Source organism: Oceanobacillus damuensis (assembly GCF_001618145.1).
Taxonomy (GTDB): Bacteria; Bacillota; Bacilli; order Bacillales; family Amphibacillaceae; genus Oceanobacillus; species Oceanobacillus damuensis.
In genome coordinates this window covers 1-23,758 of the sequence record NZ_LQNF01000048.1, presented here as the reverse complement: position 1 = coordinate 23,758, position 23,758 = coordinate 1, and the positions used below count along the sequence as shown (strand labels likewise).

At 40.4% G+C, this 23,758-nt stretch carries 23 protein-coding genes; 9 read left to right on the top strand and 14 right to left on the bottom strand.

Going from position 1 to position 23,758, the window contains the following annotated elements; translation table 11 throughout:
- Positions 1–361: 361 nt before the first annotated feature.
- From A4245_RS18505 to zapA, 5 genes are all read right to left on the bottom strand, one after another.
- Positions 362–769: a DUF350 domain-containing protein gene (locus A4245_RS18505; RefSeq protein ID WP_067730662.1), complete on the bottom strand. Its 408-nt coding sequence runs from the start codon at positions 767–769 to the stop codon at positions 362–364.
- A gap of 80 nt (positions 770–849) precedes the next feature.
- Positions 850–3,195, bottom strand: coding sequence for an endonuclease MutS2 (locus tag A4245_RS18500; RefSeq protein ID WP_067730660.1), 2,346 nt, complete (start codon positions 3,193–3,195; stop codon positions 850–852).
- A 43-nt stretch (positions 3,196–3,238) separates the two neighbouring features.
- Positions 3,239–4,957: a DNA polymerase/3'-5' exonuclease PolX gene (polX, locus tag A4245_RS18495; protein WP_067730658.1), complete on the bottom strand. Its 1,719-nt coding sequence runs from the start codon at positions 4,955–4,957 to the stop codon at positions 3,239–3,241.
- A gap of 118 nt (positions 4,958–5,075) precedes the next feature.
- Positions 5,076–5,627: a CvpA family protein gene (locus A4245_RS18490; protein WP_067730656.1), complete on the bottom strand. Its 552-nt coding sequence runs from the start codon at positions 5,625–5,627 to the stop codon at positions 5,076–5,078.
- A gap of 3 nt (positions 5,628–5,630) precedes the next feature.
- The gene (gene zapA / locus A4245_RS18485; RefSeq protein ID WP_067730654.1) at positions 5,631–5,894 is read right to left on the bottom strand and encodes a cell division protein ZapA; all 264 of its coding nucleotides are present in this window, start codon (positions 5,892–5,894) and stop codon (positions 5,631–5,633) included.
- A gap of 125 nt (positions 5,895–6,019) precedes the next feature.
- On the opposite strand from zapA, the gene rnhC reads away from it, so the two are divergent.
- Both rnhC and A4245_RS18475 read left to right on the top strand, forming a co-directional pair.
- Positions 6,020–6,958 (top strand): ribonuclease HIII, encoded by a 939-nt coding sequence (gene rnhC, locus A4245_RS18480; protein ID WP_067730652.1) that lies wholly within the window; start codon positions 6,020–6,022, stop codon positions 6,956–6,958.
- 38 nt (positions 6,959–6,996) lie between these two features.
- Complete coding sequence (locus A4245_RS18475; RefSeq protein WP_067730650.1) at positions 6,997–7,689, top strand: uracil-DNA glycosylase; 693 nt, start codon at positions 6,997–6,999, stop codon at positions 7,687–7,689.
- A gap of 261 nt (positions 7,690–7,950) precedes the next feature.
- On the opposite strand, the gene pheT is transcribed toward A4245_RS18475, so the two are convergent.
- The 3 genes from pheT to A4245_RS18460 form a co-directional block, all read right to left on the bottom strand.
- Positions 7,951–10,380, bottom strand: coding sequence for a phenylalanine--tRNA ligase subunit beta (pheT, locus tag A4245_RS18470; RefSeq protein ID WP_067730648.1), 2,430 nt, complete (start codon positions 10,378–10,380; stop codon positions 7,951–7,953).
- Positions 10,381–10,406: 26 nt separating this feature from the next.
- On the bottom strand, positions 10,407–11,441 hold the full coding sequence (pheS, locus tag A4245_RS18465) for a phenylalanine--tRNA ligase subunit alpha (RefSeq protein ID WP_067730646.1): 1,035 nt from the start codon (positions 11,439–11,441) through the stop codon (positions 10,407–10,409).
- A 497-nt stretch (positions 11,442–11,938) separates the two neighbouring features.
- Positions 11,939–12,676 (bottom strand): TrmH family RNA methyltransferase, encoded by a 738-nt coding sequence (locus A4245_RS18460; protein WP_067730644.1) that lies wholly within the window; start codon positions 12,674–12,676, stop codon positions 11,939–11,941.
- A 96-nt stretch (positions 12,677–12,772) separates the two neighbouring features.
- Here A4245_RS18460 and sspI point away from each other — a divergent pair, with 96 nt between their 5' ends.
- The 6 genes from sspI (at position 12,773) to A4245_RS18430 (ending at position 18,979) form a co-directional block, all read left to right on the top strand.
- On the top strand, positions 12,773–12,988 hold the full coding sequence (sspI, locus tag A4245_RS18455) for a small acid-soluble spore protein SspI (protein WP_067730642.1): 216 nt from the start codon (positions 12,773–12,775) through the stop codon (positions 12,986–12,988).
- 601 nt (positions 12,989–13,589) lie between these two features.
- Positions 13,590–15,173 (top strand): DUF6583 family protein, encoded by a 1,584-nt coding sequence (locus A4245_RS18450; protein ID WP_067730640.1) that lies wholly within the window; start codon positions 13,590–13,592, stop codon positions 15,171–15,173.
- Between the two features lie 94 nt (positions 15,174–15,267).
- Positions 15,268–16,491, top strand: coding sequence for an ABC transporter permease (locus tag A4245_RS18445; protein WP_067730638.1), 1,224 nt, complete (start codon positions 15,268–15,270; stop codon positions 16,489–16,491).
- Positions 16,488–17,636, top strand: coding sequence for an ABC transporter permease (locus A4245_RS18440; RefSeq protein WP_067730636.1), 1,149 nt, complete (start codon positions 16,488–16,490; stop codon positions 17,634–17,636). Before A4245_RS18445 ends, A4245_RS18440 begins: the two co-directional genes overlap by 4 nt.
- On the top strand, positions 17,615–18,286 hold the full coding sequence (locus A4245_RS18435; protein WP_067730634.1) for an ABC transporter ATP-binding protein: 672 nt from the start codon (positions 17,615–17,617) through the stop codon (positions 18,284–18,286). The genes A4245_RS18440 and A4245_RS18435 overlap by 22 nt, the downstream gene beginning before the upstream one ends.
- Before the next feature lie 57 nt (positions 18,287–18,343).
- Entirely contained in the window at positions 18,344–18,979 is a 636-nt protein-coding gene (locus A4245_RS18430) for a lytic transglycosylase domain-containing protein (protein WP_067730632.1), read from the top strand.
- A gap of 41 nt (positions 18,980–19,020) precedes the next feature.
- Here the strand turns inward: A4245_RS18430 and A4245_RS19860 are convergent, their stop codons facing one another.
- From A4245_RS19860 to A4245_RS18405, 6 genes are all read right to left on the bottom strand, one after another.
- Entirely contained in the window at positions 19,021–19,155 is a 135-nt protein-coding gene (locus A4245_RS19860) for a YvrJ family protein (protein ID WP_084268865.1), read from the bottom strand.
- 91 nt (positions 19,156–19,246) lie between these two features.
- Positions 19,247–19,465, bottom strand: a complete 219-nt coding sequence (locus A4245_RS18425) for a DUF2922 domain-containing protein (protein ID WP_067730630.1) — start codon at positions 19,463–19,465, stop codon at positions 19,247–19,249.
- A gap of 35 nt (positions 19,466–19,500) precedes the next feature.
- Positions 19,501–19,725 (bottom strand): DUF1659 domain-containing protein, encoded by a 225-nt coding sequence (locus tag A4245_RS18420; protein WP_067730629.1) that lies wholly within the window; start codon positions 19,723–19,725, stop codon positions 19,501–19,503.
- A gap of 239 nt (positions 19,726–19,964) precedes the next feature.
- Positions 19,965–20,948, bottom strand: coding sequence for a ring-cleaving dioxygenase (locus tag A4245_RS18415; RefSeq protein ID WP_067730627.1), 984 nt, complete (start codon positions 20,946–20,948; stop codon positions 19,965–19,967).
- A 151-nt stretch (positions 20,949–21,099) separates the two neighbouring features.
- Positions 21,100–22,185: a M42 family metallopeptidase gene (locus tag A4245_RS18410; protein WP_067730625.1), complete on the bottom strand. Its 1,086-nt coding sequence runs from the start codon at positions 22,183–22,185 to the stop codon at positions 21,100–21,102.
- 72 nt (positions 22,186–22,257) lie between these two features.
- Positions 22,258–22,743 carry a dUTP diphosphatase gene (locus A4245_RS18405; RefSeq protein WP_067730623.1) on the bottom strand — a complete coding sequence of 162 codons (486 nt, stop codon included), beginning with the start codon at positions 22,741–22,743 and terminating at the stop codon, positions 22,258–22,260.
- A gap of 117 nt (positions 22,744–22,860) precedes the next feature.
- Between A4245_RS18405 and A4245_RS18400 the strand changes: the two genes are divergently transcribed.
- Entirely contained in the window at positions 22,861–23,253 is a 393-nt protein-coding gene (locus tag A4245_RS18400) for a sigma-w pathway protein ysdB (RefSeq protein ID WP_067730621.1), read from the top strand.
- Positions 23,254–23,758: the final 505 nt, after the last annotated feature.

Below are 23,758 nucleotides of genomic sequence, written 5' to 3'. Positions count from 1 at the left end.
ACTCTAACTTATAGGGGTCAGGTCAAAAGCGCAGTGTATTTCCCCGAGCGGTCGCCGTAGTAAATCGCTTCCATTTTCGTGCCAAGCTCTAACACACATAGTAGTTACTTCGCAGTTTACATAAATTAAAAGGTTTACCAAGCAACAAATAATACGAAATAGTCCATAGAAAAAGGCATAGTTTTAAGAACGTTAACAATGAAAATCAATAGAAGCATTCTAAGTAACCGCGTAAAAATTGCAAACTTATTTTATCGCTGCGGATGATCATATTAAATAAAAAATGCCTACAACAAGAAAAATGATTGCAACAACAATGAGTATTTTAGCCAATCGATCCAATACCATTATTTGTCCTCCTTTATCCAATACTTGCTCCTATGACAAAGGCCAGTCCAATGGATATCATCATGGAGATGAATCCAACAGCAGTATTACCCTTACCAATTTCCTCATCGATCTTCATCAATGGGGTTAAGAATTCGAAAATCAAATAACCGATAAGTAATAAAACAAAACCGAAAACACCCCAACCGACAGTTTGAAGAAGGGCATCATTATGTTCGATTGAATAACGGAAAATCGTTGCAATACCAAATAATTTACCACCGGTTGCCATGGCAACCGCAAAATTTCCACTCTTGATCTGTTCCCAATTTTTATAGGAAGTCACCAATTCAAAAATCGCCAGAAAAACGAGTGTACATAGAACAAACACACTATATCGGGCTGCAGTAACTACAATAATATTTTCCCAGAAACCTTCCATTAAAGTGTTTCCTCCTGTCCCATTGCAGCTTCCGCCCAAAATGGGACGGAAGTGTTTTCGATTGTTTATAACAAGCATCATCAGCGAATTTCGAGAACCGTAACTCCGCTCCCACCTTCATTGCCTTCGCCTGCTCTTGCGGATGCAATATGTGGATGTCGTTTCACAAGGTCCTGTACACCCTTTCTTAATGCACCTGTTCCTTTCCCATGAATGATGGAAACCTTAGGATATCCCGCCAATAGTACATCGTCTATATACTTTTCCAGTTTTTGAATTGCTTCTTCATATCGTTCGCCACGTAAATCCAGTTCTGTTTTCACATGATAGTTTGATCCCTTGATTGTAGCTACAGGCTTGTGGTTGGTTTGTTTCTGCTTACCGAGCAGCTGCAGATCGCTTCGTTTCACCTTGACTTTCATGATTCCTACTTGCACCATATACTCCTGATCATTAACTTTTTCCAGCACTTCGCCTTTTTGATTAACTGTCAGCAGTTTTATCTCATCACCAGGCTTCAAATCTTCCTTAGCCGCTGACTTTGTATCTGGCTGTTTTTGTTTCTTTTTTGATAAATCAGGCTGCGCTTCTTCCAGCATCTTCTTTGCTTCGATCCACTCATGCTCTTTCAGCGCTGTATTCGACTTCATTTGACGGATTTCATTCACAATGAATTCTGCTTCCTCACGAGCTTTCGCTAGAGCTTTTTCCGCCTTTTCTTCCGCTTTTTTATATAGATCTTCACGATTCTTTTTGAAATGCATCCATTCTTTTGCTATTTCATTACGTATCCGTTCACTCTCAAGCAGAATTTCATGAGCTTCTTCATACTCTTTTTCTGCATCGAGCTGAGATTTCTCCAACGAAGCAATCATGGTTTCTACACTTTTTGAATCGACACCGACGAGTCCTTTTGCCCTCTCAATAATATGGGACTCCAGACCGAGTCTCTTGGAGATTTCAAATGCATTGCTTCTTCCCGGTACTCCAATTAGCAAACGATACGTAGGCTGTAATGTTTCTACGTTGAATTCAACAGAAGCATTCACAACATTCTCCCGGTTGTAACCATATGCCTTCAATTCGGGATAATGGGTGGTGGCAATAACTCGGGCATCTCTAGATACAACTTCATCCAGAATAGACATGGCTAGTGCCGCACCTTCTTGGGGGTCTGTACCTGAACCAAGCTCATCGAACAGTACCAGTGACTGGTAATCGACCTTTTTGATGATATCGACAATATTGGTCATATGTGAAGAAAATGTGCTCAGGTTTTGCTCGATGGACTGTTCATCCCCAATATCGGCAAATACTTCTTTAAAGACAGCCATCTCACAGCCATCCAGTGCAGGGATCTGCAAACCGGACTGTGCCATCAGTGTACATAAACCAATCATTTTTAATGTGACGGTTTTTCCCCCTGTGTTTGGTCCGGTTATGACAATGGAGGTATAATCTTTTCCTATTTCAACGTCATTTGCAACAACCTCATCAATCGGGATCAGTGGGTGTCTCGCCTGCTGCATTTTTATATAACCATTGTCATTTATTTTTGGCTTGGCAGCTTTCATTTGCTGTCCAAGTTTAGCACGGGAAAACATAAAATCAATCTTTGCAAGGACAGTGACATTCTCATATAAATCATGTTCAAAGCTTGCAATATGCTCACTAAGCTCTCTTAAAATGCGCTCAATTTCCAACTGTTCTTTACTGATTGCCTCATGTAACTGATTGTTAAGGTCTACAACTGCTTTCGGTTCCATAAACAGCGTTTGGCCGGAAGAGGATTGATCATGAACAATCCCGCCAATTGCGCCTCTATGTTCCTGTTTAACAGGAAGTACATAGCGGTCATTTCGGATAGTAATGATGGCATCAGAAAGCATATTGCTGTTGTTTCTTGTATAGCTTTCCAGTTTCTCGCGGATCCGATTTTCATAGGTGCGTATGGAGCTTCTTATCCCGCGCAGTTTTGCAGAGGCGTTGTCCATTACATGACCATGATCATCGATACAGCTTTTAATATGCTGTTCAAGTTCGCGAAGTGGCGTGATCCGTTCAATCAATTCTCTTAGAATAGGAAGGTTCTCCTCTTCCAGGTTTTCTATAAAAGATTTGACTTGTCTGCCCCCGTAAATAGTGTTCGCTACATCAAGGCATTCCTCCGTGGAAAGAATGCCACCAATGGCACTTCGTTTCAGACTCCCGCGAATATCGGTTATCCCGCCGAGAGGGATAACTTTGTTAAGGCGTACAATATGTGCCGCTTCATCCGTTTCCTGCTGTAATTGAACAACTGCATTCAATTCAGTTGAAGGCTTTAGTTGGGATGCCAAATCTTTCCCGAGTGTTGTCGCTGCCTGACTATTCAATTGTTCAATAATTTTTTTGAATTCAAGTACACGGAGAATCCGTTCATTCATGCTTCTATACTCCTTTAAATTTGTTTCTGAATAGGAATTTGTCTTATTTATTTCGATTGAAGAAATCGTTCAGCCTATCTTTTGACCATGTATTCATAACCATATCTTTCTCAACCCAGCCTTTTCTTGCCACACCGACACCATACATCATATGGTCGAGCATTGGATAGCTGTGTGCATCTGTATTAATCGCTAAAGTAACACCTGCCTCGTGTACTTTACGCACCCAATCAGATGATAAATCCAGCCGATTTGGATTTGCATTGATTTCCAAAGCAGTATTCGTCTCTTTCGCTTTTTCAATCAGTTTTTCCACATTGACCTTATAACCGTCACGCCTTCCGATCAATCTTCCTGTTGGATGGGCAATAAGCGAAACATACGGATTCTCTAGAGCGGTAAATAAACGTTTCATAATTTTCTCTTCTGATTGATTGAAACTTGAATGGATTGCGCCGATAACATAATCCATTTCCTTTAAAAAGTCATTCGAGAAATCCAGCGTACCGTCAGGCAATATATCCATTTCCACTCCGGCAAATATATGGAAATCATCCATCTTTTCATTCCATGCAGCAATTTCCTCACGCTGCTTTCGCAATCGAGTCTCATCTAAACCGTTGGCAACACGAAGATATTTGGAATGATCTGTGATTGCCATATAGGAATACCCCTTATCCTGCACCCGTTTTATCATTTCCTCAAGAGACTGGGCTCCGTCACTCCAGGTGGTATGCATATGGAGGTCTCCCTTGATGTCACTTAGCTCAATCAGACGCTTCTCCTCTTTAAAAGCTTCGACCTCGCCACTGTTTTCCCTCACTTCTGGCGGGATAAAAGTCAGACCGAAATGCTTGAAAAATTCCTCTTCTGTCGAAAATGTCAGAACTTCACTCGTTTCCTCTACTTCAACACCGTATTCGCTTATCTTTTCCCCACGGGATTTAGCGAGTTGTCTCAATGCGACATTATGGTCTTTGGAACCAGTGAAATGGTGTAATGTTGTAGCAAACTCAGCTTTTGAGACAAGTCGGAAGTCAACATTAATATCGTACACTTCCTCCAGTGTCACTGACACTTTCGTATCTCCTTTTGCAATAACATCTTTAATGTCTGGCAGTGCAAGTAATGCATCCCGCACAGCAGATGGTTTGGATGTTGCAATAATAAAATCAAGGTCTTTTATTGTTTCCCGCATTCTTCTCAAGCTTCCAGCACGTGAAAACGAATCTATCTCCTCGATTTCATTTAAATAGTCTTCGATTTTCTCCGCGACCGGCAGCATAATCGCTATTGGAAGACGTTCCGGTCTCTTGCCGGCTTCTTCCAGTGCAGCAATAATTTTTTCTGCCGTCTTTTTACCGAACCCTGCCAGGCTCTCGACCTTTCCACTTAGACAAGCTTCCTTCAATGTATCTGCATCGACAACTTGAAGTTCCTGGTACAGCTTGGACAATTTTTTACCGCCCAATCCAGGAAGATTCAATAGCGGAATCAGCCCTGGAGGCACTTCCTCTGTCAATTCCTTTAATGTTTCAGAATGGCCATTTTCCACGTATTCTGCAATAACAGTACTTGTCCCTTTACCGATTCCTTTTATTTTCGTGAAATCATCAATTTCGGAAAGTGATCGGTCATCCGTTTCCAGTGCCTGTGCTGCTTTTCTGTATGCAGTTATTTTGAAAGGATTTTCGCCTTTCAATTCCAGATATACTGCTATTTTTTCCAATAATTTGATTACATCTTTTTTATTGACTGTCATAACATAACCCCACTTTTTCCAGTGTATAAAAAGACTGATCCATGTTGGTTAAATACTATTGTACATGACATACAAGGTATCCCCTTCTACGATGAATCAGTCCTTTGAATTTGTATATCTACTGTCCGCTCTCTCCTGTATAGGTAAACCATAGGTCAAGGATTTTTTCCGAGAAATAAGGAGTCTGTTCAATCACAAACAAGGCAATCGACGAATTGTTTACCGCATTCTGGATCCCTTCGATTGGGGTCAAAACCATAATATACAGAATGATAAACAGGATTAAATACATTTCCAGAAAACCTAATACTGCGCCAAGCAATTTGTTTACCGAGCTTATGATTGGAATGGAGGCTACAAAATCAAGCATGGACGCAATGATCTGCAAAACAATTTTCACCGCTAAAAAGATAATCGCAAATGCAATCGCATTATAGAAAGCATTTTCCAGTGGCAAGGATTGGAGGAAATCAGCCCATGCACCTTCATCAGACAGTTCCGGATAAGGAATCCATAGCGCAAGCCTGCTGCCCAGCTCATCATAATATAGGACAGCGACAACAAATGCGGCAATAAATCCTGTCAGATGGAGTAATTGAAGGATAAAGCCCCGCTTCAGTCCTACTAAAAATCCAAAAATTAAAATCAAAATTAAGATCAAATCCAACATACCTTACTTATCCTCTTTCTTTTTAAGCGACCCCAGCAAAGTTGCATAATCTTCCTTCAGCTTCAGGTAATCGTTCATCGTATTCACTGCAGTTAAAACTGCCAGTCTCGTCGTATCCAATTGTTTATTCACACTATGAATATCTTTCATTTTCTGATCCACAAGACTTGCAACCAACCGTACGTGGCTTGGTGATTCGGTACCAACTATCGTATATGTTCTATTATGTATGTCTACTGTTATGCGTTTTTTATCGCTCTCGCTCATGCTGCAACCTCCTGCCGACAAAAATTCTTCACTTAATAGTAACATGAAGTTCTTTTAAAAAGAAGTATTTCAATATGTTTGTCATTTTGCTATAGTGTCTATATGTAATGAATGGAGAGATACGAATGGGACAACAGGTTTACGTATTATCATTAACTACAATTGAAAAGATGAAAAAGCACTATGAGGAATCGCTGACTCCAACACCTCCAGGAGCCGTTTTCCGGGCTAAAACGCCTGCTGCAGTGGTTACTGCCTATAAATCAGGAAAAGTACTGTTTCAAGGGAGCTCTCCAGAAACCGAGTCCGGAAAATGGAGCGATGGTACAACTACAAGTTCACAAACACCCAAGAAAAAAACGGCAGCAAAAAAGGTTACAAGCTTCACACCGGACCCAAGCCTGTTCACAAGCAGCCATATCGGTTCCGATGAGGCGGGTACCGGCGATTACTTCGGCCCAATCACTGTCGCTGCTGCGTATGTGGACAAAAAACAATTAGCTTTATTGAAAGAGATCGGGGTAAAAGATTCCAAAAATCTGACAGACCCCATCATTAAAAAGCTGGCCAGTGATATCGTCAAGCTAAAGATTCCCTATTCCCTCCTTGTCCTGCATAACGAAAAATATAATATGCTTCAGAAGAAAGGCTGGTCTCAAGGGAAAATGAAAGCGATGCTCCATCACCATGCCATCAGTAAGCTGCTGAAAAAAATCGGGGATTCTGAGCTGGATGGAATTTTAATCGATCAGTTTTGCGAACCTGCCATATATAGCAGGCATATCGGTACGGAAAAACATAAACTGCCGGATAAAACGTATTTCATTACAAAAGCTGAAAGTCATTCCATCGCAGTTGCTGCAGCATCAATTATCGCCAGGGCAAGCTTTGTCAAAGAGATGGATAAGCTTGCCGCCTCTATCGGCATGGAAATACCAAAGGGTGCTTCCTCTAAAGTTGATCAGACAATCGCAAAACTTATCCGGAACCACGGCACCCAAATATTGGATAAATGTGCAAAAACGCATTTCGCCAACACAAAAAAAGCAGAGAAGTACTTGTAAAGCTGAAGTACCTTTGTAACCATACAGGAATGATAGACATGAACAGAAAAATCTTGAAAAATGACTGGGCAGACATTTTAAGTTCGGAGTTCGATAAGCCTTATTATAGCGAATTACGAGAGTTTCTGAAAATGGAATATGCAACCCAAACGATATATCCGAAAATGGATGATATCTTCAATGCACTGCACAAAACACCATTTCATAAGGTGAAAGCAGTCATCCTCGGACAGGACCCATATCATGGACCAAATCAGGCGCATGGCTTAAGTTTTTCCGTCCAGCCCGAAGTAAAGCAGCCACCATCATTGCGTAACATTTTCAAAGAGCTGCAAAATGACCTCGGTTATCCGATTCCTGATCACGGCTATCTCGTTGAATGGGCGGCACAAGGTGTATTACTCTTAAATACAGTTCTTACTGTCAGGGCGGGACAGCCACATTCCCATAAGAACCATGGCTGGGAAATTTTCACGGACCAAGTGATTAAGTCTTTGAATAGGAAGCATGAACCAGTCGTATATATACTTTGGGGGAGTGCCGCCCAAAAAAAGGTGAAGCTGATCGATACATCGAAGCACTTTATCATCTCTGCGCCACACCCGAGTCCCCTATCCGCATATAGAGGATTTTTTGGAAGCAATCCTTTTTCCGAGACAAACAGCCTGCTTCACAATGCAGGAATAGAAGAAATCAACTGGCAGCTGCCAGAGAAAACAGAATACCTATAATGAAAGTGCTCCGATTGTGGAGCATTTTCTTTTTGCTATTTGTCAACAAACATTCATACTTATTTTGCTGTACCCGCCCCCTTACAAAAAATCTGCTTATGATCCCTCCGAATGTGAACTTTGGCATTTAATTTGTGAACTATGGCATTTCTCGTAAAAACTATGGTGTATTTCCTGTAAACTTCGGCTTTTCTTCTCTAGACATCGGTAATTCTGCCTAAAAAAAAGACCTTCTCATCGCTGAGAAAGTCTTCCTCTATTTTATGACCTGACATAAGCATTAAATTTCTCATTTACTGCCTTGATAATCTCCTGATAGGATTCTTCGACTTCATCATCTTTCAACGTTTTATCCGGATGCTGATATAATAAGCTGTAGGCTACGGATTTTTTGCCTTCCTCCAGATTGGCTCCTTGATATACATCAAAAATTTCCACACGATTTACAAGTGGTGCACCGATTTCCTGAATCAGATCTCCTACATCACCCGAATGAATATTTTCATCCAAAATGAATGCAATATCCCTTGCGATAGAAGGATATTTAGGTATTTGCCTATAAGAAGGGGTATCTTCATAAGCAGCAAATACTGCTTCCAGATTTATATCAAATACATAGGTTTCTTTTAAATCCATCTCTTTCTCGAGAGCAGGGTGCAATTGACCGATGAATCCAACTGTTTGCTCATTCATTTCAATAACCGCACAGCGGCCCGGATGCATATCAGCAAGTTTTGCCTGACGGAAGGAAACGTTAAGATCCAGGTGGTCAAACAAACCTTCTACAATTCCTTTTACAAGATAAAAATCGACATCTTTCTTTTCCTGTTGCCAAGGATGCTCCAGCCACTTTCCTGTAAGTGCACCAGCTGCTCGCAACTGTTCATCCGGTTGCTTGGATACCTGTTTTTCACTGGAAATAAATACACTTCCAATTTCATAATAACCTAGGTTTGTCTGATTTCTAGCACTGTTATATTTAATCGCACGCAATATTTCCGGAAGAACGCTTAAACGGAGATATTTGTGTTCCTCACTCATAGGCATTGCAAGTGCGACAGGTGACACTGCTTTTTCAAGCACTTCGGGACTGACAAGCCGCTTAATATCTGTAGCGTTCGTCAGTGAGTATGTCAATGTTTCCATCAATCCAACACCCTGGATATAATTGTTCACCTTGCGTTTCAATGACTGTCTTACAGTCAACGCCCCGGCCTGTGCAGCCCCTTGTGGTAAAGTGAACGGCAGGTTATCGTAGCCGTAAATTCTTGCAACTTCCTCAAGCATATCTTCAAAAATAGTAATGTCCCCTCGACGAGTCGGCACTTGAACGGAGAAGGATGTATCATTTTGTTCATAATCGAACTTTAGTCTTTTCAAGATGGACACAATATCTTCTGATGTCATTTCGGTTCCAAGCCGCTTATTGATTTGGTCTGTATCCATTTCAACCGTATTTTCGGATCGGTCCAGTTCGTCAAATTCAGCAGCTCCTGCAGCCACTTTTCCATTTGCATATTTCTCCATAAGCAGACATGCACGGATACCCGCTCTCTTCACTCGATTCGGATCAATTCCTTTTTCAAATCTCGTGCTGGATTCGCTTCTTAGTCCGGTTTGTTTCACTGTTCCTCTTACAGAAGAAGAATTGAAGTATGCCACCTCTAGCAATATATTCTTCGTTTCGGAGGTAACTTCGGTATTCGCTCCACCCATAACACCTGCAAGTGCAACAGGTTCCTTGCCATTGGTTATGACGAGATTCTTCTCCGATAATATTCTTTCCTGATCATCAAGGGTAACCATTGTTTCTCCATCGTCGGCTCTTCTAACGACTACTTTTTCCGAACTGAATTTATCATAATCAAAAGCATGCAATGGTTGACCATATTCGAGCAGCACATAGTTGGTTATATCCACAACATTATTGATCGGTCTGATCCCGGCAGCCATCAAATAATTCCGGATCCATAGGGGGGATGGATTGATTTCAACATCTCTAATCATAAAGGCACCATAATACGGATTCAGATCAGCTGCTTCAACTTCAACAGAAATATAGTTGTCCACTGCATCATCCTCTGCAAAGGAAACCGTTTCATCCGGCAAATTAACCGGCTGATCAAGAATCGCTCCAACTTCATAGGCGACACCGAGCATACTTAACGCATCTGCACGGTTTGCCAGTACATCCAATTCCAATACAGCATCATTCAAGTTGAGCAGTTCGTCAACATTCTCGCCAATCGTTGCATCCTCTGGAAAAACGAAAATGCCGTCTGCAATATCAGTTGGAATATATTTTTCTTCCAATCCAAGTTCTTTCAACGAACAGATCATTCCATTGGATTCAATGCCCCGCAGTTTTACTTTCTTTATTTTAAAATCTCCCGGAAGTACTGCCCCAGGTTTGGCGACAGCAACTTTCTGTCCCTGCGCAATATTCGGAGCACCGCAAATGATTTGCAGTTTCTGATCTCCTACATTCACCTGACAAAGATTCAATTTGTCCGCATTTGGATGTTTTTCGCATGTCTCTACATATCCAACGACAACATCTTTGCAGTTTTCAGCAACATATTCCACACCTTCTACCTCAATCCCTGACTTCGTTATTTTCGCAGCCAGCTGCTCCGGTGTAAGATTTCCTAAATCAACGTAATTTTTCAACCAATTATATGATACTAACACTTGTTATACCTCCTTTAAAAATAATATTAAGCCTTATGATATTGTTTAAGGAATCGGATATCATTTGTATAGAACTGACGAATATCATTGACACCGTATTTAAGCATCGCAATTCGTTCCGGCCCCATCCCGAATGCAAATCCACTGTAGACTTCCGGGTCATATCCGCCCATCTCGAGCACTTTCGGATGAACCATTCCGCCACCGAGTATCTCGATCCAGCCTGTCCCTTTACACACGCTGCAACCTTTTCCATTACAGACCTTACAGGAAATATCCATTTCAACGGAAGGCTCGGTGAATGGGAAGAAACTCGGGCGCAAACGAATTTCGCGGTCTGCTCCGAACATTTTCTTTGCGAAGGTATCCAGTGTTCCTTTCAAATCACTCATACGGACATTTTTATCTACGTATAACCCTTCAATTTGCGTAAATTGATGGGAATGTGTGGCATCGTCCGTATCACGGCGGTACACCTTCCCAGGGCAGATCATTTTGACGGGCTTCTCCCCTTTGTATTCCTGCATTGTGCGGGCTTGTACAGGGGAGGTGTGGGTCCGCATCAACAATTCATTTGTGATATAAAAAGTATCCTGCATATCACGCGCCGGATGATTTTTTGGCAGATTCAATGCCTCAAAATTATAAAAATCGGTCTCTACTTCAGGGCCTTCCCTTACTTCGTAGCCCATCCCAATGAAAAGATCTTCCAATTCCTGGACAATGCTTGAAAGAAGATGGGGACCCCCCACTTTGACCGGCCGCCCTGGTAAGGTAACATCAATCGCTTCAGCCTCCAGCTGCTCCTCTAATTGCAGCAGTTCCAGCTTTTCATTTTTTTCGTCCAATGCCGCTGTAATGGATTCCCTGACCTTGTTGGCAACCTCACCTATTACAGGTCTTTCTTCCTTGGAAAGTTTCCCCATCCCGCGCAGTACACCTGTAAGTGACCCCTTTTTACCTAGGTATGCAACTTTAATATCCTGAAGCTCTTTCATATCCTCTGTTTGGGAGATTCTTTCCAATGCTTCAGCCTGAATAGCCTCCAATTGTTCCTTCATTTCTTATTGCCTCCTTGTATTTGATATTCATAACCTGGCATCTGCCAAGCCTTTCTTTGGGCGGGTGGCTTAGATGGCTCATGCAGATAGGAAAGTTTTTGACTTGCATATCTGATTCCATTAAAAATAGCCCTCATCCCTGAAAAGGGACGAAGGCATTTTTAGTTTCGCGGTACCACCCTTGTTGACAGTACAAACCTATGTAAAACGACATATGTATCCTGTCCAACTCACATCTGATAACGGATTTAAAATCCGGAACACCTTTACATACAATTCAATTTCCTTTCCAGAAAAGATTTACAACCAACCTCTTCTGTTCCTATTGTATGGTCCCAGTGACAGCTCTGGAGTGAAATGTGCGTATCCGATACGATAGAAATGCTTTCAGTCTAGGGCATTTCTTCCCTTTATCGCTCTCCTGTAATACGAACAGGCTCCTTCATTGCTTCATTATATTACATACATTATAGATAATTTTTTTTACGGTTGCAACCTTATCCTTTTAAATGATACATCAGAATTCCCGCAGCTATACTGACATTTAAAGATTCTGCTTTTCCATAGATAGGGATTGTGACAATTCTGTCGGCAAGTTCCATCAGTTCATCCTGTACACCCGCTCCTTCATTTCCAAGGACAATCGCTACTTTTTCCTCGGGGACAGTTTCGTTATACTTAGTCGCATTCAATAATGCTGTCGCCCAAATTGAAAAACCTTCCCGCTTCAAATTTCCCAGTTCTTCATAAAGGTTTGCCTGGTAGATCGGAATATGGAAAATCGATCCCTGTGTCGCGCGGATGACTTTATCGTTATATAAATCAACTGTTCCCTCTCCCAAAATAATTGCGTCCATACCTGCTGCATCTGCAGTCCGAATAATTGTACCAAGATTTCCCGGATCCTGTATCGAATCAATGATTAGAAAATGGCTGCCGCTGTACGCATTCTGTTTTTTCATTTTAATGACAGCCAGAACGCCCTGTGGGGTTGTTGTCTGTGAAATATGAGCCATCACATTTTCACTGACCGGTTCAACAAGGAAATCCGTTGCCCATTCCGGAAGAGTCGCTCCTTCCTGCACAATTATTTCGTTGATTTGCCAATCACTATTGAAAGCTTCTTCCAGTAAGTGAAAGCCCTCTATCAAAAACAAACCGGTATTCGTTCTTTCTTTTCTTTTATGCAGTTTTTTCCATGCTTTAACTTTTTCATTTTTTACTGAAGTAATCATAGATTCCATCCTTAATATTATTTCTATCTGTATCATACATATTTTTACGGTGCTTGGTCAAACTATCTTTAGTTTATGAAGAAGGAGTGTTGTATAATGGATCTAAATCTAAGAAAAGCCATTTATTCCAACATCGCTACAAATGACCAGCAGCAGTTGGAAGCAACAATTGTTGATGCCATTCAAAACGGCGAAGAAAAAATGCTCCCTGGGCTTGGGGTGCTTTTCGAACTAATTTGGAAGCACTCGGAGGAGCAGGAAAAACAGGAAATGATTGATACATTGGAGCAAGGTGTCAAGCAACTTCAATAACAATAATGTGGATAGATGCTTCAGTATCTATCCACATTTATTTTGGTTCTTTTCGTGTGTTTTGTTACTTTATGATCTTCGGAGTTGATAAAAAATGCGAAGTAATTTCTATATTGGGTCTCTAACCTGGTAATGGAAGCATGTGACGTCGGCAACCGCAGCCCGTATACACTCCGCTTTCCCCGAGCGGTCGCCGAAGATACTTATCGAGCGTCACAGCTTATTCAAATTAAATTGTAATTAATTAAGTTACTTCGCATTTTACATATATCCCTTCAGAAACAGCAAACTTTTACTTAGAAGACATTATCTTAAAAATAGAGCTAATTACCCAATTATAATTGTTTGTTTGTTATTTACGGCTTTCTGCGTTAATATAAATTTACAGAAATATCCAGTTTAATCATTCTATTATACTAGTAATTTATCTTGGCTTCGAGATTAAATTAAGCCTTTTATATCAGTCTTTCAACAAATATTTTTAGCACCATTTGACTAGATAGTAGTTAAATGATATAAAAAATTGAAACCGTTTTTTATGATATGTTTCACGTAATCATAATACACTTATTAAGTAGATGAAAAAGAAAGGGGTAAATTTGTGGAAGAATCAACTAATGGGAAACAGAAAAAAGGGGTATCCAAAGGGATCATTGCCCTTATCGCAGGTGTAATCGTACTGGTTGGTGGCAGTGCCGCGGCATTTATGCTGTCAAACGCTTCACCGAAAGCATCCTATTTTCTCGCTGAGAAGAATACAATCGAATATGGGATGGAGCAGTTTGAAAATCGCTACGAGCCTGAATTGGACTGGTACGAAAAAACACAAACAGGAAAATCTGCTTCAACTCTTGAACTATCCGCTGAATACAACGACACTAAAGCAAGTACAGGATATGGATTGGAACCGGCAATGTTCATCAATAATTCCAGCATTACAATTGATGCACAAACAGATATGGATAACAGGCAAATCTATACCGAACTGAAAGCGGATTTCGGTGGTATGGAAATCGATGGCATCCAACTATACTTAACGGAAGAAAACGTAATGCTTGGCTTACCTTTCCTTGAAGAAGTTATTCAGATGGATGATGAAGACCTCGGACCCCTGCTTTATGAGGCAGATCCAACGATATTTTCCGGGGAAGAAAAATTAGGTTTGGATACATTCTTTGACAGAGCCCAAGGTGTTGTCCCTGAAGAAGACATCGAATACTTGAAGAAAGAATACCTGGAACTTATTTATGATGAATTACCGGAAGAGGCATTTACAAGTGCTGACGAAACAGTGAATGTGAATGGTGAATCCATTAATGCGGAAAAAATCACACTCCAGCTGAGCGAACAACAATTAAAGGATATTGTCATCACTGTTTTGGATAAGGCAGAAACGGACGATAGATTGAAAGAGATCGTTAAAGAACAATTGACCGAACAGCAATTTGGCAGCGATATTTACATGGATGATGAGCTTGAACTTATGATGGCTGATTTCGAAGCTGGAATCACAGAAGCCAAACAAGCATTGGCAGACCTTCACATACCAGAGGGATTGACATCTGTCATTTGGGTGAATGACAATAAAATTGTTCAGCGTGATTTTGCAGTACAAATGGGTCCATCTGCAGACGAACTGGCAATGCTTTCAGTGAAAGGAACACAATTGCTTACACATACAGATCAATTTTTCAACTATGACCTTGCATTCTCGGATGCCTATGAAGAAGCTTCCATAAATATCTCAGGTGACTTGAACTGGGAGAATAATCAGGCAACCGACGTTATTAGTCTTACTTCAGACGATTTCGCTATTACTTACGATGGCCAAGAAACACTTGAAGATGGCACACGCGATTTTAATCGGACGTTTTCTCTTCAGGACCCTATGAGCGGTGGCGGAAGTCTAATATGGTCGGGTAATGCCGCGTATGATAATGATCAAATGAATTCACAGCATAGCCTATCAGTGGAATTACCGGATTTCAGTCAGGATATGTTCTCCTTAAATATTGTTACGGATGGTAGATTAATAGATTCTGTGGAAACAATGGATGAAGAGAATGTTAAATATCTTGGCGGCATGTCCGCTGCTGAAATACAGGAATACTTCGAATATGAAGTAACTCCAAGCTTCCAGCAATGGATTTTCGGTATCATGGCTGGAGGAGCTATGGGATTTTAAAACCGTAACCGCAATCGTCAGGCATTAATAGAGTAGGCTTAATAGGTTGGCATTAAGAAAAAAATTACCATGACTTAGAAATGAGCGTGCCACTATGCATTTCATGAAACATATTATGTTGTTCATCATAAATCATTTAATGCAGCTAAAGAGGAAGTGGTTATCACTTCCTCTTCTTTTAATTTTCCCAATTATGATAGTTGCTCTTACTGCGGTAATCTTTATCACCTTTTTTTCTCCTGCTGATAAGGAACCGATCAAGATTGGATTGGTAGATTTGGACCAATCAAACGAAACGCAATTGGCTGCCCAGTTGCTTGAAGAGTCTGCACAATTTGGCTCATCCATAACCATACACAGCATGTCGGAAAAAGATGCCGCCACAGCAATCCATGAAGACGAAATCAGTTCTTACATAATTTTCCCGGAGAATTTTACATCTCATCTTTATCAAGGGGAATCTGTAGACTTCTCTATTGTCGGCAATCCAATCCAACCGACTGAAAGCTATCTGATCCACGAACTGATGGAGACTGTAGCACGCCACATACGTGCTTCACAGGCAAATATTCTTACGATTAATTATTATGCAAGAGACTTTGGCATGGATGATGAAGCTCGCAATGATTTTGTGTTCGGACAGTTTCAGGAATTTTTATTTTATACAATCGGTCGTGATCGCGTATTGAATGAGCGAGAAATATCCAATTACGCTACCTCATCCCCTGTTACATATTTTGCAATTGGTGGATGGTTTATCATCATTTCGGTTTGGATTTTTTTAATCTATCATTTTCTTACCAAAGAAAATCCGTCACGATTGAATGACAGGATGCGACTGTATGGTGTTACGGAGCTACAGCAGCTGCTGGCAAAGATCGTTGTTACGCTCGGTGTTTCTTTTCTGTTTACCTGCTTGTCGTTTTATTTATTGAAAAATATTGTTGAAACGGAAGTACTGTTGCAGGATTACATTCGAATCGCTGTTATAACAGCTCTATACAGCAGTCTTTTTGTATGCTGTCTTGCTATTTTTGAAGTGATCATATCATCCTACAAACTCAGGATGCTTGTACATTCCGTCTTCACAGTAATAGCGTTGCTGATCAGTGGTGCTATGATTCCAGTAATCTACTATCCTTTAGCGATCCAGGCAGCGCTGCCGTATATGTTCTCCTATGAGGCACTTCAATGGATACAGGAGATTCTATTAAATGACAGATTGTATGCCGACTATATTCCATTACTGCTGATGAACGCTTCCGGATTTTTCATACTGATTAGTGTTTCGTTATGGAAGGGGCGTGTAAAAAGATGAAATCTATTTTTCAAACACGACTGACCCATTGGAAAAAACAATGGCTGTCCCTTCTCTTTTGGCTGAGCATGCCGATTGCAGCAACATTAATTATCATCAATGTCACAAACATCCTCCAGGAAGACAGCAAAATACCTGTAGGGTTTGTACTAAAAGAAAATACCCCGATGGCCGAGGCACTACTTGAATCGGTACAGGCCTCTCCCCTTGTCAGAGTTTATGAACTTAACGAAACGCAGGCAAAAAACATGATTGAAAGTCATGAATTGGATAGTGCGTTTGTCATTGAAGAAGGCTATGAACAACAGATACAAAGAGGAAATAGGAACCGGCTCATTACCAGTTATAAATCAGATTTATCATTTGCCTATACACCAATAAGTGAAATGATTACTTCCTATGTACAACAGGATAGCGGAAAAGCGAAAGCCGCCCACACGATTATAAATCTGGCTGAAACAATGGAAACAAGTGAATCACTTACTTTTAATGAGATCATCACAAAGGCGGAAGAAATTCAAGCTCGGGAAAACCTACTTCAAACCACATTTTCATTTGCCAATTCAACGGGATCTGCGGATACTGAAAAATCAACCATATGGAATGTATGGGGATTATGGGCAATATTTAGCACTCTTTCCACTTTGATGTTTTCAGACTGGATTGTCAAAGAAAGGAATTCCGATGTGGCCATCCGTTTTGCTTTTACGCGATTTTCTTTCAAAAGTTATTTATTGCGGCATTTATTTGTTTATTCAGCACTTCTCTTTACCATTGATATTACTGCCGCCATCTTATTTCATTTCCTGCTCGGAGAAGCGTTACACTTAAAATCTGCGGCAGGAATCGTTTTATTTCGTATATTATGCAGTACAGGTGCATTCCTGCTTGCACTGTTATTTAAAAATGTCTATGTATTTTACAGTGTCTCATTTGCTGCAGTGCTGTTTTTGGCGATTACCAGTGGTGCCATTCTCCCTGTTGAAGGATTGCTCAGCCACTACCCTTTGTTAATCTATATAAATCCCTTGCATCCATTTTTAAATAAAGAAGTGTGGAATGCCTGGCTGGTCATTTTTATTATACTTCTCGTTATTTGGTATTTTAAAGGAGAGAAAAATAAATGCTGCACTTACAATCGATAACAAAAACATATGGTAAAAAACAAATTTTGAAGGATGTATCCTTTTCTATCCAAGCTGGAGAAATAGTCGGATTAGTCGGTGAGAATGGTGCCGGCAAATCAACTATGCTCCAAATACTTGCAACCCTTTCAAAGCCGACGAAAGGAAAAATCCATCTTGCTGAGTTGTCGTATGAGGAACATACAAAGGATATCCGCAAGAAAATCGGATATGTACCACAGGATATTGCTATTTGGGAAGAATTCACTGTGGAAGAAAATATGCTCTTCTTTGAAAAGCTATCATGGATAAATAAAAGCAAACAGCAATTAAAACAGCTTTGTCTCGATATGGAGCTCGATAAATGGAAAGAGCCTGTCAACACATTATCCGGTGGTATGAAACGAAAATTAAATCTGGCAATCAGCCTCATCCATGACCCCGAGGTTCTGCTCCTGGATGAACCGACTGTAGGAATCGATTTAAAATCAAAAATGGAAATCGGCAATTATTTAAAAGAGCAGGCGACTCTCCACCATAAAATAATTGTGTATACGTCACACGACATGGATGAAATTATCAGATTGTGTGATCGGGTACTCTGTATCGGCGAGGATCCTTTCTATTATGATATTTTGGTGCAAAAAAAGAAAAATGTTGTCACAATTTAGTATTGCTTAAATTTGTAAATAACCGTAAAATAAGAATATAGAGGAAGGAGATGTCAGATGGAAATACGAGATTTACAGCAAATGATTAACTATGAGGCAATGTCTATCATGACAGGTAACTCCGATTCCGCAAGTTATCCGGGAACCAATCAAATGATGGGTACATCTTTCCAGCAATTATTATTGGAAAAAATCAATGAAGCTCAAAGGTTATCCAGTTTAAGTATGATACCAGCAAATACACCTTCCATAAATTCATATAACACTTCTCTTGCACCTTTTTCGACTGGTACTGTAACCGGAAATTCCCTCCCAAAAACAGATTATAATAACCTTATATCAGAAGCTGCCCAGACATATGGAGTAGATGAAAATCTGATTCATGCAGTTATTAAAAACGAGTCCAATTATAATGCAATGGCAAAAAGTTCTGCAGGCGCCCAGGGACTTATGCAGCTTATGCCAGCTACTGCAGCCGGCTTAGGAGTGAATAACCCATATGACGCACGTCAGAATATCAATGGCGGCACCAACTATTTAAGGCAGATGCTTGATCGGTATAATGGCAAAATCGAACTTGCACTGGCAGCTTACAATGCTGGACCAGGGAATGTGGAAAAATATCAGGGAATCCCCCCATTCCAAGAAACAAGAAATTACGTAACAAAAGTGATGAACAATTACTATGCTTAAGAAAGAAGGAAACTCCTATTGTGGTGGAGTTTCCTTTTCTTTTATTTCATTCTATCCGGCAAAGAGTGAATCGATTCAATCAGTTGGTTCAACTTTCCTTCAATACGGTGCAATAAATAAAATGTTACCGCAATCGGAAATCCCACCTCAGTGATGAATGATACACCAGCTTCCATAGCAGCTCACCTTCTTCCTTCAATTTATAAAATCTTGCAGAAAACGGACCAGAGGCTATGCCACTGGTCCATTTCCATTTAAAGCAATTTATTACTGTCCCAAATCAATTTCTTCAACGGTACGCTCAACAAGACGGGCTGATTTTTTGGTAACCAAATCGCCACCTGTCGAAGTAAAAGCATTTTGTGCAATAATTTCATCCATTGCAGCATTTACGGTAGCAGGATTGACAGGTTCTACTGGTTGATCAAGTGAATATGTCACAATTTTCCCGTCCTGATTCTCAAATTTCAGTTCCAGTTTTTTCATCGGTTAACCTCCTTTCTCCAAATTTTTCTTTCAAATTAGCCTTCTCTGATATCAGAAGTGTCTTTACGGTTAATGTTATATAACGGACGCTCCTGAAGATCGGCAATCGCAGTGGCAACTGCATAAAGCTGGTCTGTTGTTGCAGATGTTTTTACATTATTAAAGCTTTTGTACTTAAAGATCGGTAATCCGGATTCGGAATCGATGCCATCTGTAAAAACAAGCTGCAAAGTGGAATTAGTCATATCTGCTATAGCCATGTTTCTCACCTCCCTTTCACAACTACAATCGAAATAATTTGTAAAAAGGGGGTATGAATTTCAAGATTTTTAAATGATTTCCGATTAATTTTTAGAGTCAATTATCTTCCCAATCACTTGCTAAATTAAACAAATGAATGAAGGCAATTGATTTACGTCTAAACAGAGACAATCGTATTGTACTTTCATATCTGCATAATAAAAACACAATCCCGAAATGTGGAATTGTGCCTTTATTATCACTCGTATTCTTTTTCAATATTTAAGGTGCTTCTTACCGTATCAATAGGGCGAACCATTTTTTCGATTTGATCTCGTTTTGGTTCAAGGAATGGCGGTAATGATAATTTCTCGCCAAGTGTTTCATAAGGCTCGTCCCCCATAAAACCAGGTCCTTTTGTAGCGAATTCAAATAATATTTGTGGCGCTATTTGACAATATAAAGAACCAAAGAAGAAACGATCCACAAATCCCGAAGTCTTGAACCCAACACCATGCAGGCGTTCCATCCATTCATCCAATTCATTACGATCATCCACACATAATGCAGCATGGTGAACTGTACCGTATCCCTGTCTTGCCATAGGAAGTACTGTATTATGCTCCACCACAATCTGTGCACCATTGCCACCTTCACCAACTTCAAACAGATGGAATGAACCTTCACTGGCTATTTCCTTATACATCAATACCTTTTCAAGTACTTCTTTGAAATAATCGAACTGTGCAATACGGACAAAGATTGGTCCCAGTCCAGTAATTGCATATTCCAGTGGAACAGGTCCATCCTGCCATGGAGTCCCTGAAGCAACTCCATCGTTATTTTCATCCGAAATCAATTGATACTGCTGATCATCAAAATCAACAAATGATAAAGTCTTCGTACCAAACTGTTCTTTTATACCTGTATGTTTCACTTCCAGGCGGTTAAAACGTTTCACCCAGTAATCCAGGGCGGCATCATCGGGAACACGAAATGACGTTTTGGCTATCTCATTTGTTCCATGGACGCCTTTAGGGATTCCAGGGAAATCAAAGAAAGTCATATCTGTTCCTGCACTACCCTTATCATCTGCGAAAAACAGATGGTAGGTTTGTATGTCATCTTGGTTAACTGTCTTCTTTACGAGACGCATTCCTAAAGTAAAGGTGAAAAATTCATAGTTTTTTTCTGCACTGCTGGTGATCGCTGTTACGTGATGCATACCTTTTAATTCATTCATTTCATATTCCTCCATAATTATACCTATTTATTATTAATTAAGGTATCTTTAATTAATAATAAATATATCATTTAAATTATCTACTGTCAAACGGTAAGCAGCAAAGATAAAATAGAAAGGACCAGCGATCTTTCGTATCGCTGGTCCAAATTTATGCCAATATAAGGTTTTTAACCGTATCGGCATCCATTTTTTTGATTACTTGAACAATTAATTTCACTGCATTTTCAAAATCATCACGATGAAGAATTCCTGCATGTGAATGAATATAGCGAGTGGCAATTGTAATGGATAAAGATGGCACGCCATTACCTGTCAAATGGATGGAGCCCGAATCTGTCCCACCACCTGCAAGCGAAGCAAACTGGTATGGAATGTTGTTTTCATCAGCGGTCTGTACGACTAAGTCGCGCAGACCTTTATGGGAAACCATGGACGCATCATACAATACGATCTGCGGTCCTTTCCCGAGCTTGCTGTCTGCATCCTTGTCAGAAATTCCCGGTGTGTCCCCAGCTATGCCTACATCCACTCCAAAGCCGATGTCAGGCTGTATCGCCTGTGCGGATGTTTTTGCACCGCGCAGACCAACCTCTTCCTGAATCGTTCCGACACCGTAAACGACATTCGGATGCTCCTCGCCTTTTAACCGTTTAAGCACTTCGATTGCGATTGCAAGTCCAATCCGGTTATCCCATGCCTTTGCAAGCAATAGTTTTTCATTTTTCAACGGTGTGAATTCGAAATATGGTACAACAGAGTCACCAGGTTTCACACCAAATTCTTTAGCCTCCTCTTTACTGGAGGCACCGATATCGATGAACATATCTTTAATTTCATATGGCTTTTTACGTGCTTCAGCAGTTAAGACATGTGGCGGTTTGGATCCGATAACACCAGTTACATCCCCCTTGCTCCCCATAATTGTTACACGCTGTGCCAGCATAACCTGGTTCCACCAGCCGCCAACAGTTTGGAAATATACGAACCCTTTATCATCTATTCGCGTAACCATAAAACCTATTTCGTCTAAATGGCCAGCAACCATAATTTTCGGTCCATCTGCTTTTCCTGTCTTTTTGGCAATCGAACTGCCCAGGTTATCCATCGTCACTTCATCTGCATATGGAGAAATATATTTTTCGAATACATCTCTTGCTTCTTTTTCATTTCCCGGAATTCCTTTAGCATCTGTCAAATCTTTTAACATCGTTAACGTTTCGTCCATATTTGGCATATGTAAACCCTCCTGTACTGAATACTAAGTACTTTGTTCATTATATCGTTCTATTGAAAATATACAAAACTCTTAGTAACCTTGATTTTGTCTTTCATAATTTATCTCATTTTTTTTAATATATGCAGCTTGGATATCCTCTTCCGTGAAGCCGAGTATTTCTGCCAGTTGCAGGGTTTTCAAAAACAGGTTATTATAATTGATTTGTGTTGCGTTATTTTTATAGGCAACCGCTGCTTCAAAAACATCGGTAAATTGTTCTGTTTCAGTAACCATAGCGGATTGCCATTCACTGGGATGATAGATGAACCCTTTTTCCAGTCCGAGCGATAGGATAAAATGAATGACGTCGACATATTCTTCAAGTATGACATTTTTTTCATTTCTGGGCTTGTTACTCCAAAATTTGAAACACCTTGTCTCATTGGCCAATTCACCGAGTTCCACGAGCAATGCTAAGTATTTTTCCTGGAAGACATCGGTTTTGCTTAAATTATGATTCACCTCAATATATGTATCAAGCTGTTTTTGCATGTCAAATAATTGTTTCCAGTTCACTTTCTCCACCTCTTGATCTTTTTCACAATTGTATCATGAAAGTTTTAAAAAAGTGAAACCAATCTATTTGCGAATACGTATGTAATTGAAATAGGACAAATCAGGGAGACGATGGACATGGTTGTAATACTGTTTCGCATACTTATAATTATTGCATTGGCTCTTCTCGTCTATACGTGGATCCAATATCTGCGGAACCCGGAAAGAAAACTTCAGATTGCAAAGAACTCCAATGGATTCTTTTTTCTGGATGACACAAACAACAGTAAAAAAAATCTTCAGCTAGCATATAAAGGTTGTCTTTTTGAGGGCGAAAAATACCTTGGAACAACAGAGGAGTCTTTTGAAGTAGTAGATATCCATGTTACTGCCCGAGATCCGTTGGAGCTTCGCAGGCTCACCAGGGACGACCTCTACTTCCTGGAAAAGGAAATACTTCTTCATTATCCGTTCGCCAAGATTACGTGGAAACACCCCATAAGCCAGCTGATCCTGACAGAACTGGAATAGTAAAAATAACTCCGTTCAAGTCTGGACTTTATTAAAATTAAAGGTTGTTTTCTAAAAGAATGTTGTTATTGGCACAATTTATGTGAACTACGACGCAACTGCTATTTGCGATAGACCTGTAGCTAATAATGGAAACAAGTTGCTTCGGCTACCGCTCTGGGAAATACACTGCGCTTTTCGCGGGCGGCTGGTGAGCCAACTTGCTAAAGAGCTGCGCTGTCTCACCGATGCCTCTGCTCCCGCAGAACAAGGAATGCTTCGGCAGCGTTACGTCGCACGCAGAAAATGCGGACGCATTTTCAAGGAGTCTCCGTGTATTTCCCAGAGCTGGTTAGAGGATTGATGCGAATTACTATCCTTGAATTTGCTAATGCATACGGAAGAAGTTATGACGTTTATTGGAAATATTCCTAATGCACTGAAAGTAAATCAATTGTATTGACCTTTCTTGTGCAGAATTTTTTTGTAAAAACTCCATATCAGCAGCCCGTATACACGGAGACTC

Bases quoted from the DNA above. Each gene is read 5' to 3' on its own strand.
- A4245_RS18490 (WP_067730656.1), bottom strand. From the start codon at position 5,627: ATGTTGGATTTGATCTTAATTTTGATTTTAATTTTTGGATTTTTAGTA.
- A4245_RS18435 (WP_067730634.1), top strand. From the start codon at position 17,615: ATGCTGCACTTACAATCGATAACAAAAACATATGGTAAAAAACAAATT.
- A4245_RS18505 (WP_067730662.1), bottom strand. From the start codon at position 769: ATGGAAGGTTTCTGGGAAAATATTATTGTAGTTACTGCAGCCCGATAT.
- polX (WP_067730658.1), bottom strand. From the start codon at position 4,957: ATGACAGTCAATAAAAAAGATGTAATCAAATTATTGGAAAAAATAGCA.
- A4245_RS18430 (WP_067730632.1), top strand. From the start codon at position 18,344: ATGGAAATACGAGATTTACAGCAAATGATTAACTATGAGGCAATGTCT.
- A4245_RS18425 (WP_067730630.1), bottom strand. From the start codon at position 19,465: ATGAAAAAACTGGAACTGAAATTTGAGAATCAGGACGGGAAAATTGTG.
- zapA (WP_067730654.1), bottom strand. From the start codon at position 5,894: ATGAGCGAGAGCGATAAAAAACGCATAACAGTAGACATACATAATAGA.
- rnhC (WP_067730652.1), top strand. From the start codon at position 6,020: ATGGGACAACAGGTTTACGTATTATCATTAACTACAATTGAAAAGATG.
- A4245_RS18400 (WP_067730621.1), top strand. From the start codon at position 22,861: ATGGTTGTAATACTGTTTCGCATACTTATAATTATTGCATTGGCTCTT.
- A4245_RS18500 (WP_067730660.1), bottom strand. From the start codon at position 3,195: ATGAATGAACGGATTCTCCGTGTACTTGAATTCAAAAAAATTATTGAA.
- pheS (WP_067730646.1), bottom strand. From the start codon at position 11,441: ATGAAGGAACAATTGGAGGCTATTCAGGCTGAAGCATTGGAAAGAATC.
- sspI (WP_067730642.1), top strand. From the start codon at position 12,773: ATGGATCTAAATCTAAGAAAAGCCATTTATTCCAACATCGCTACAAAT.
- A4245_RS18445 (WP_067730638.1), top strand. From the start codon at position 15,268: ATGCATTTCATGAAACATATTATGTTGTTCATCATAAATCATTTAATG.
- A4245_RS18440 (WP_067730636.1), top strand. From the start codon at position 16,488: ATGAAATCTATTTTTCAAACACGACTGACCCATTGGAAAAAACAATGG.
- A4245_RS18410 (WP_067730625.1), bottom strand. From the start codon at position 22,185: ATGCCAAATATGGACGAAACGTTAACGATGTTAAAAGATTTGACAGAT.
- A4245_RS19860 (WP_084268865.1), bottom strand. From the start codon at position 19,155: ATGGAAGCTGGTGTATCATTCATCACTGAGGTGGGATTTCCGATTGCG.
- A4245_RS18415 (WP_067730627.1), bottom strand. From the start codon at position 20,948: ATGAATGAATTAAAAGGTATGCATCACGTAACAGCGATCACCAGCAGT.
- A4245_RS18420 (WP_067730629.1), bottom strand. From the start codon at position 19,725: ATGGCTATAGCAGATATGACTAATTCCACTTTGCAGCTTGTTTTTACA.
- A4245_RS18460 (WP_067730644.1), bottom strand. From the start codon at position 12,676: ATGATTACTTCAGTAAAAAATGAAAAAGTTAAAGCATGGAAAAAACTG.
- A4245_RS18475 (WP_067730650.1), top strand. From the start codon at position 6,997: ATGAACAGAAAAATCTTGAAAAATGACTGGGCAGACATTTTAAGTTCG.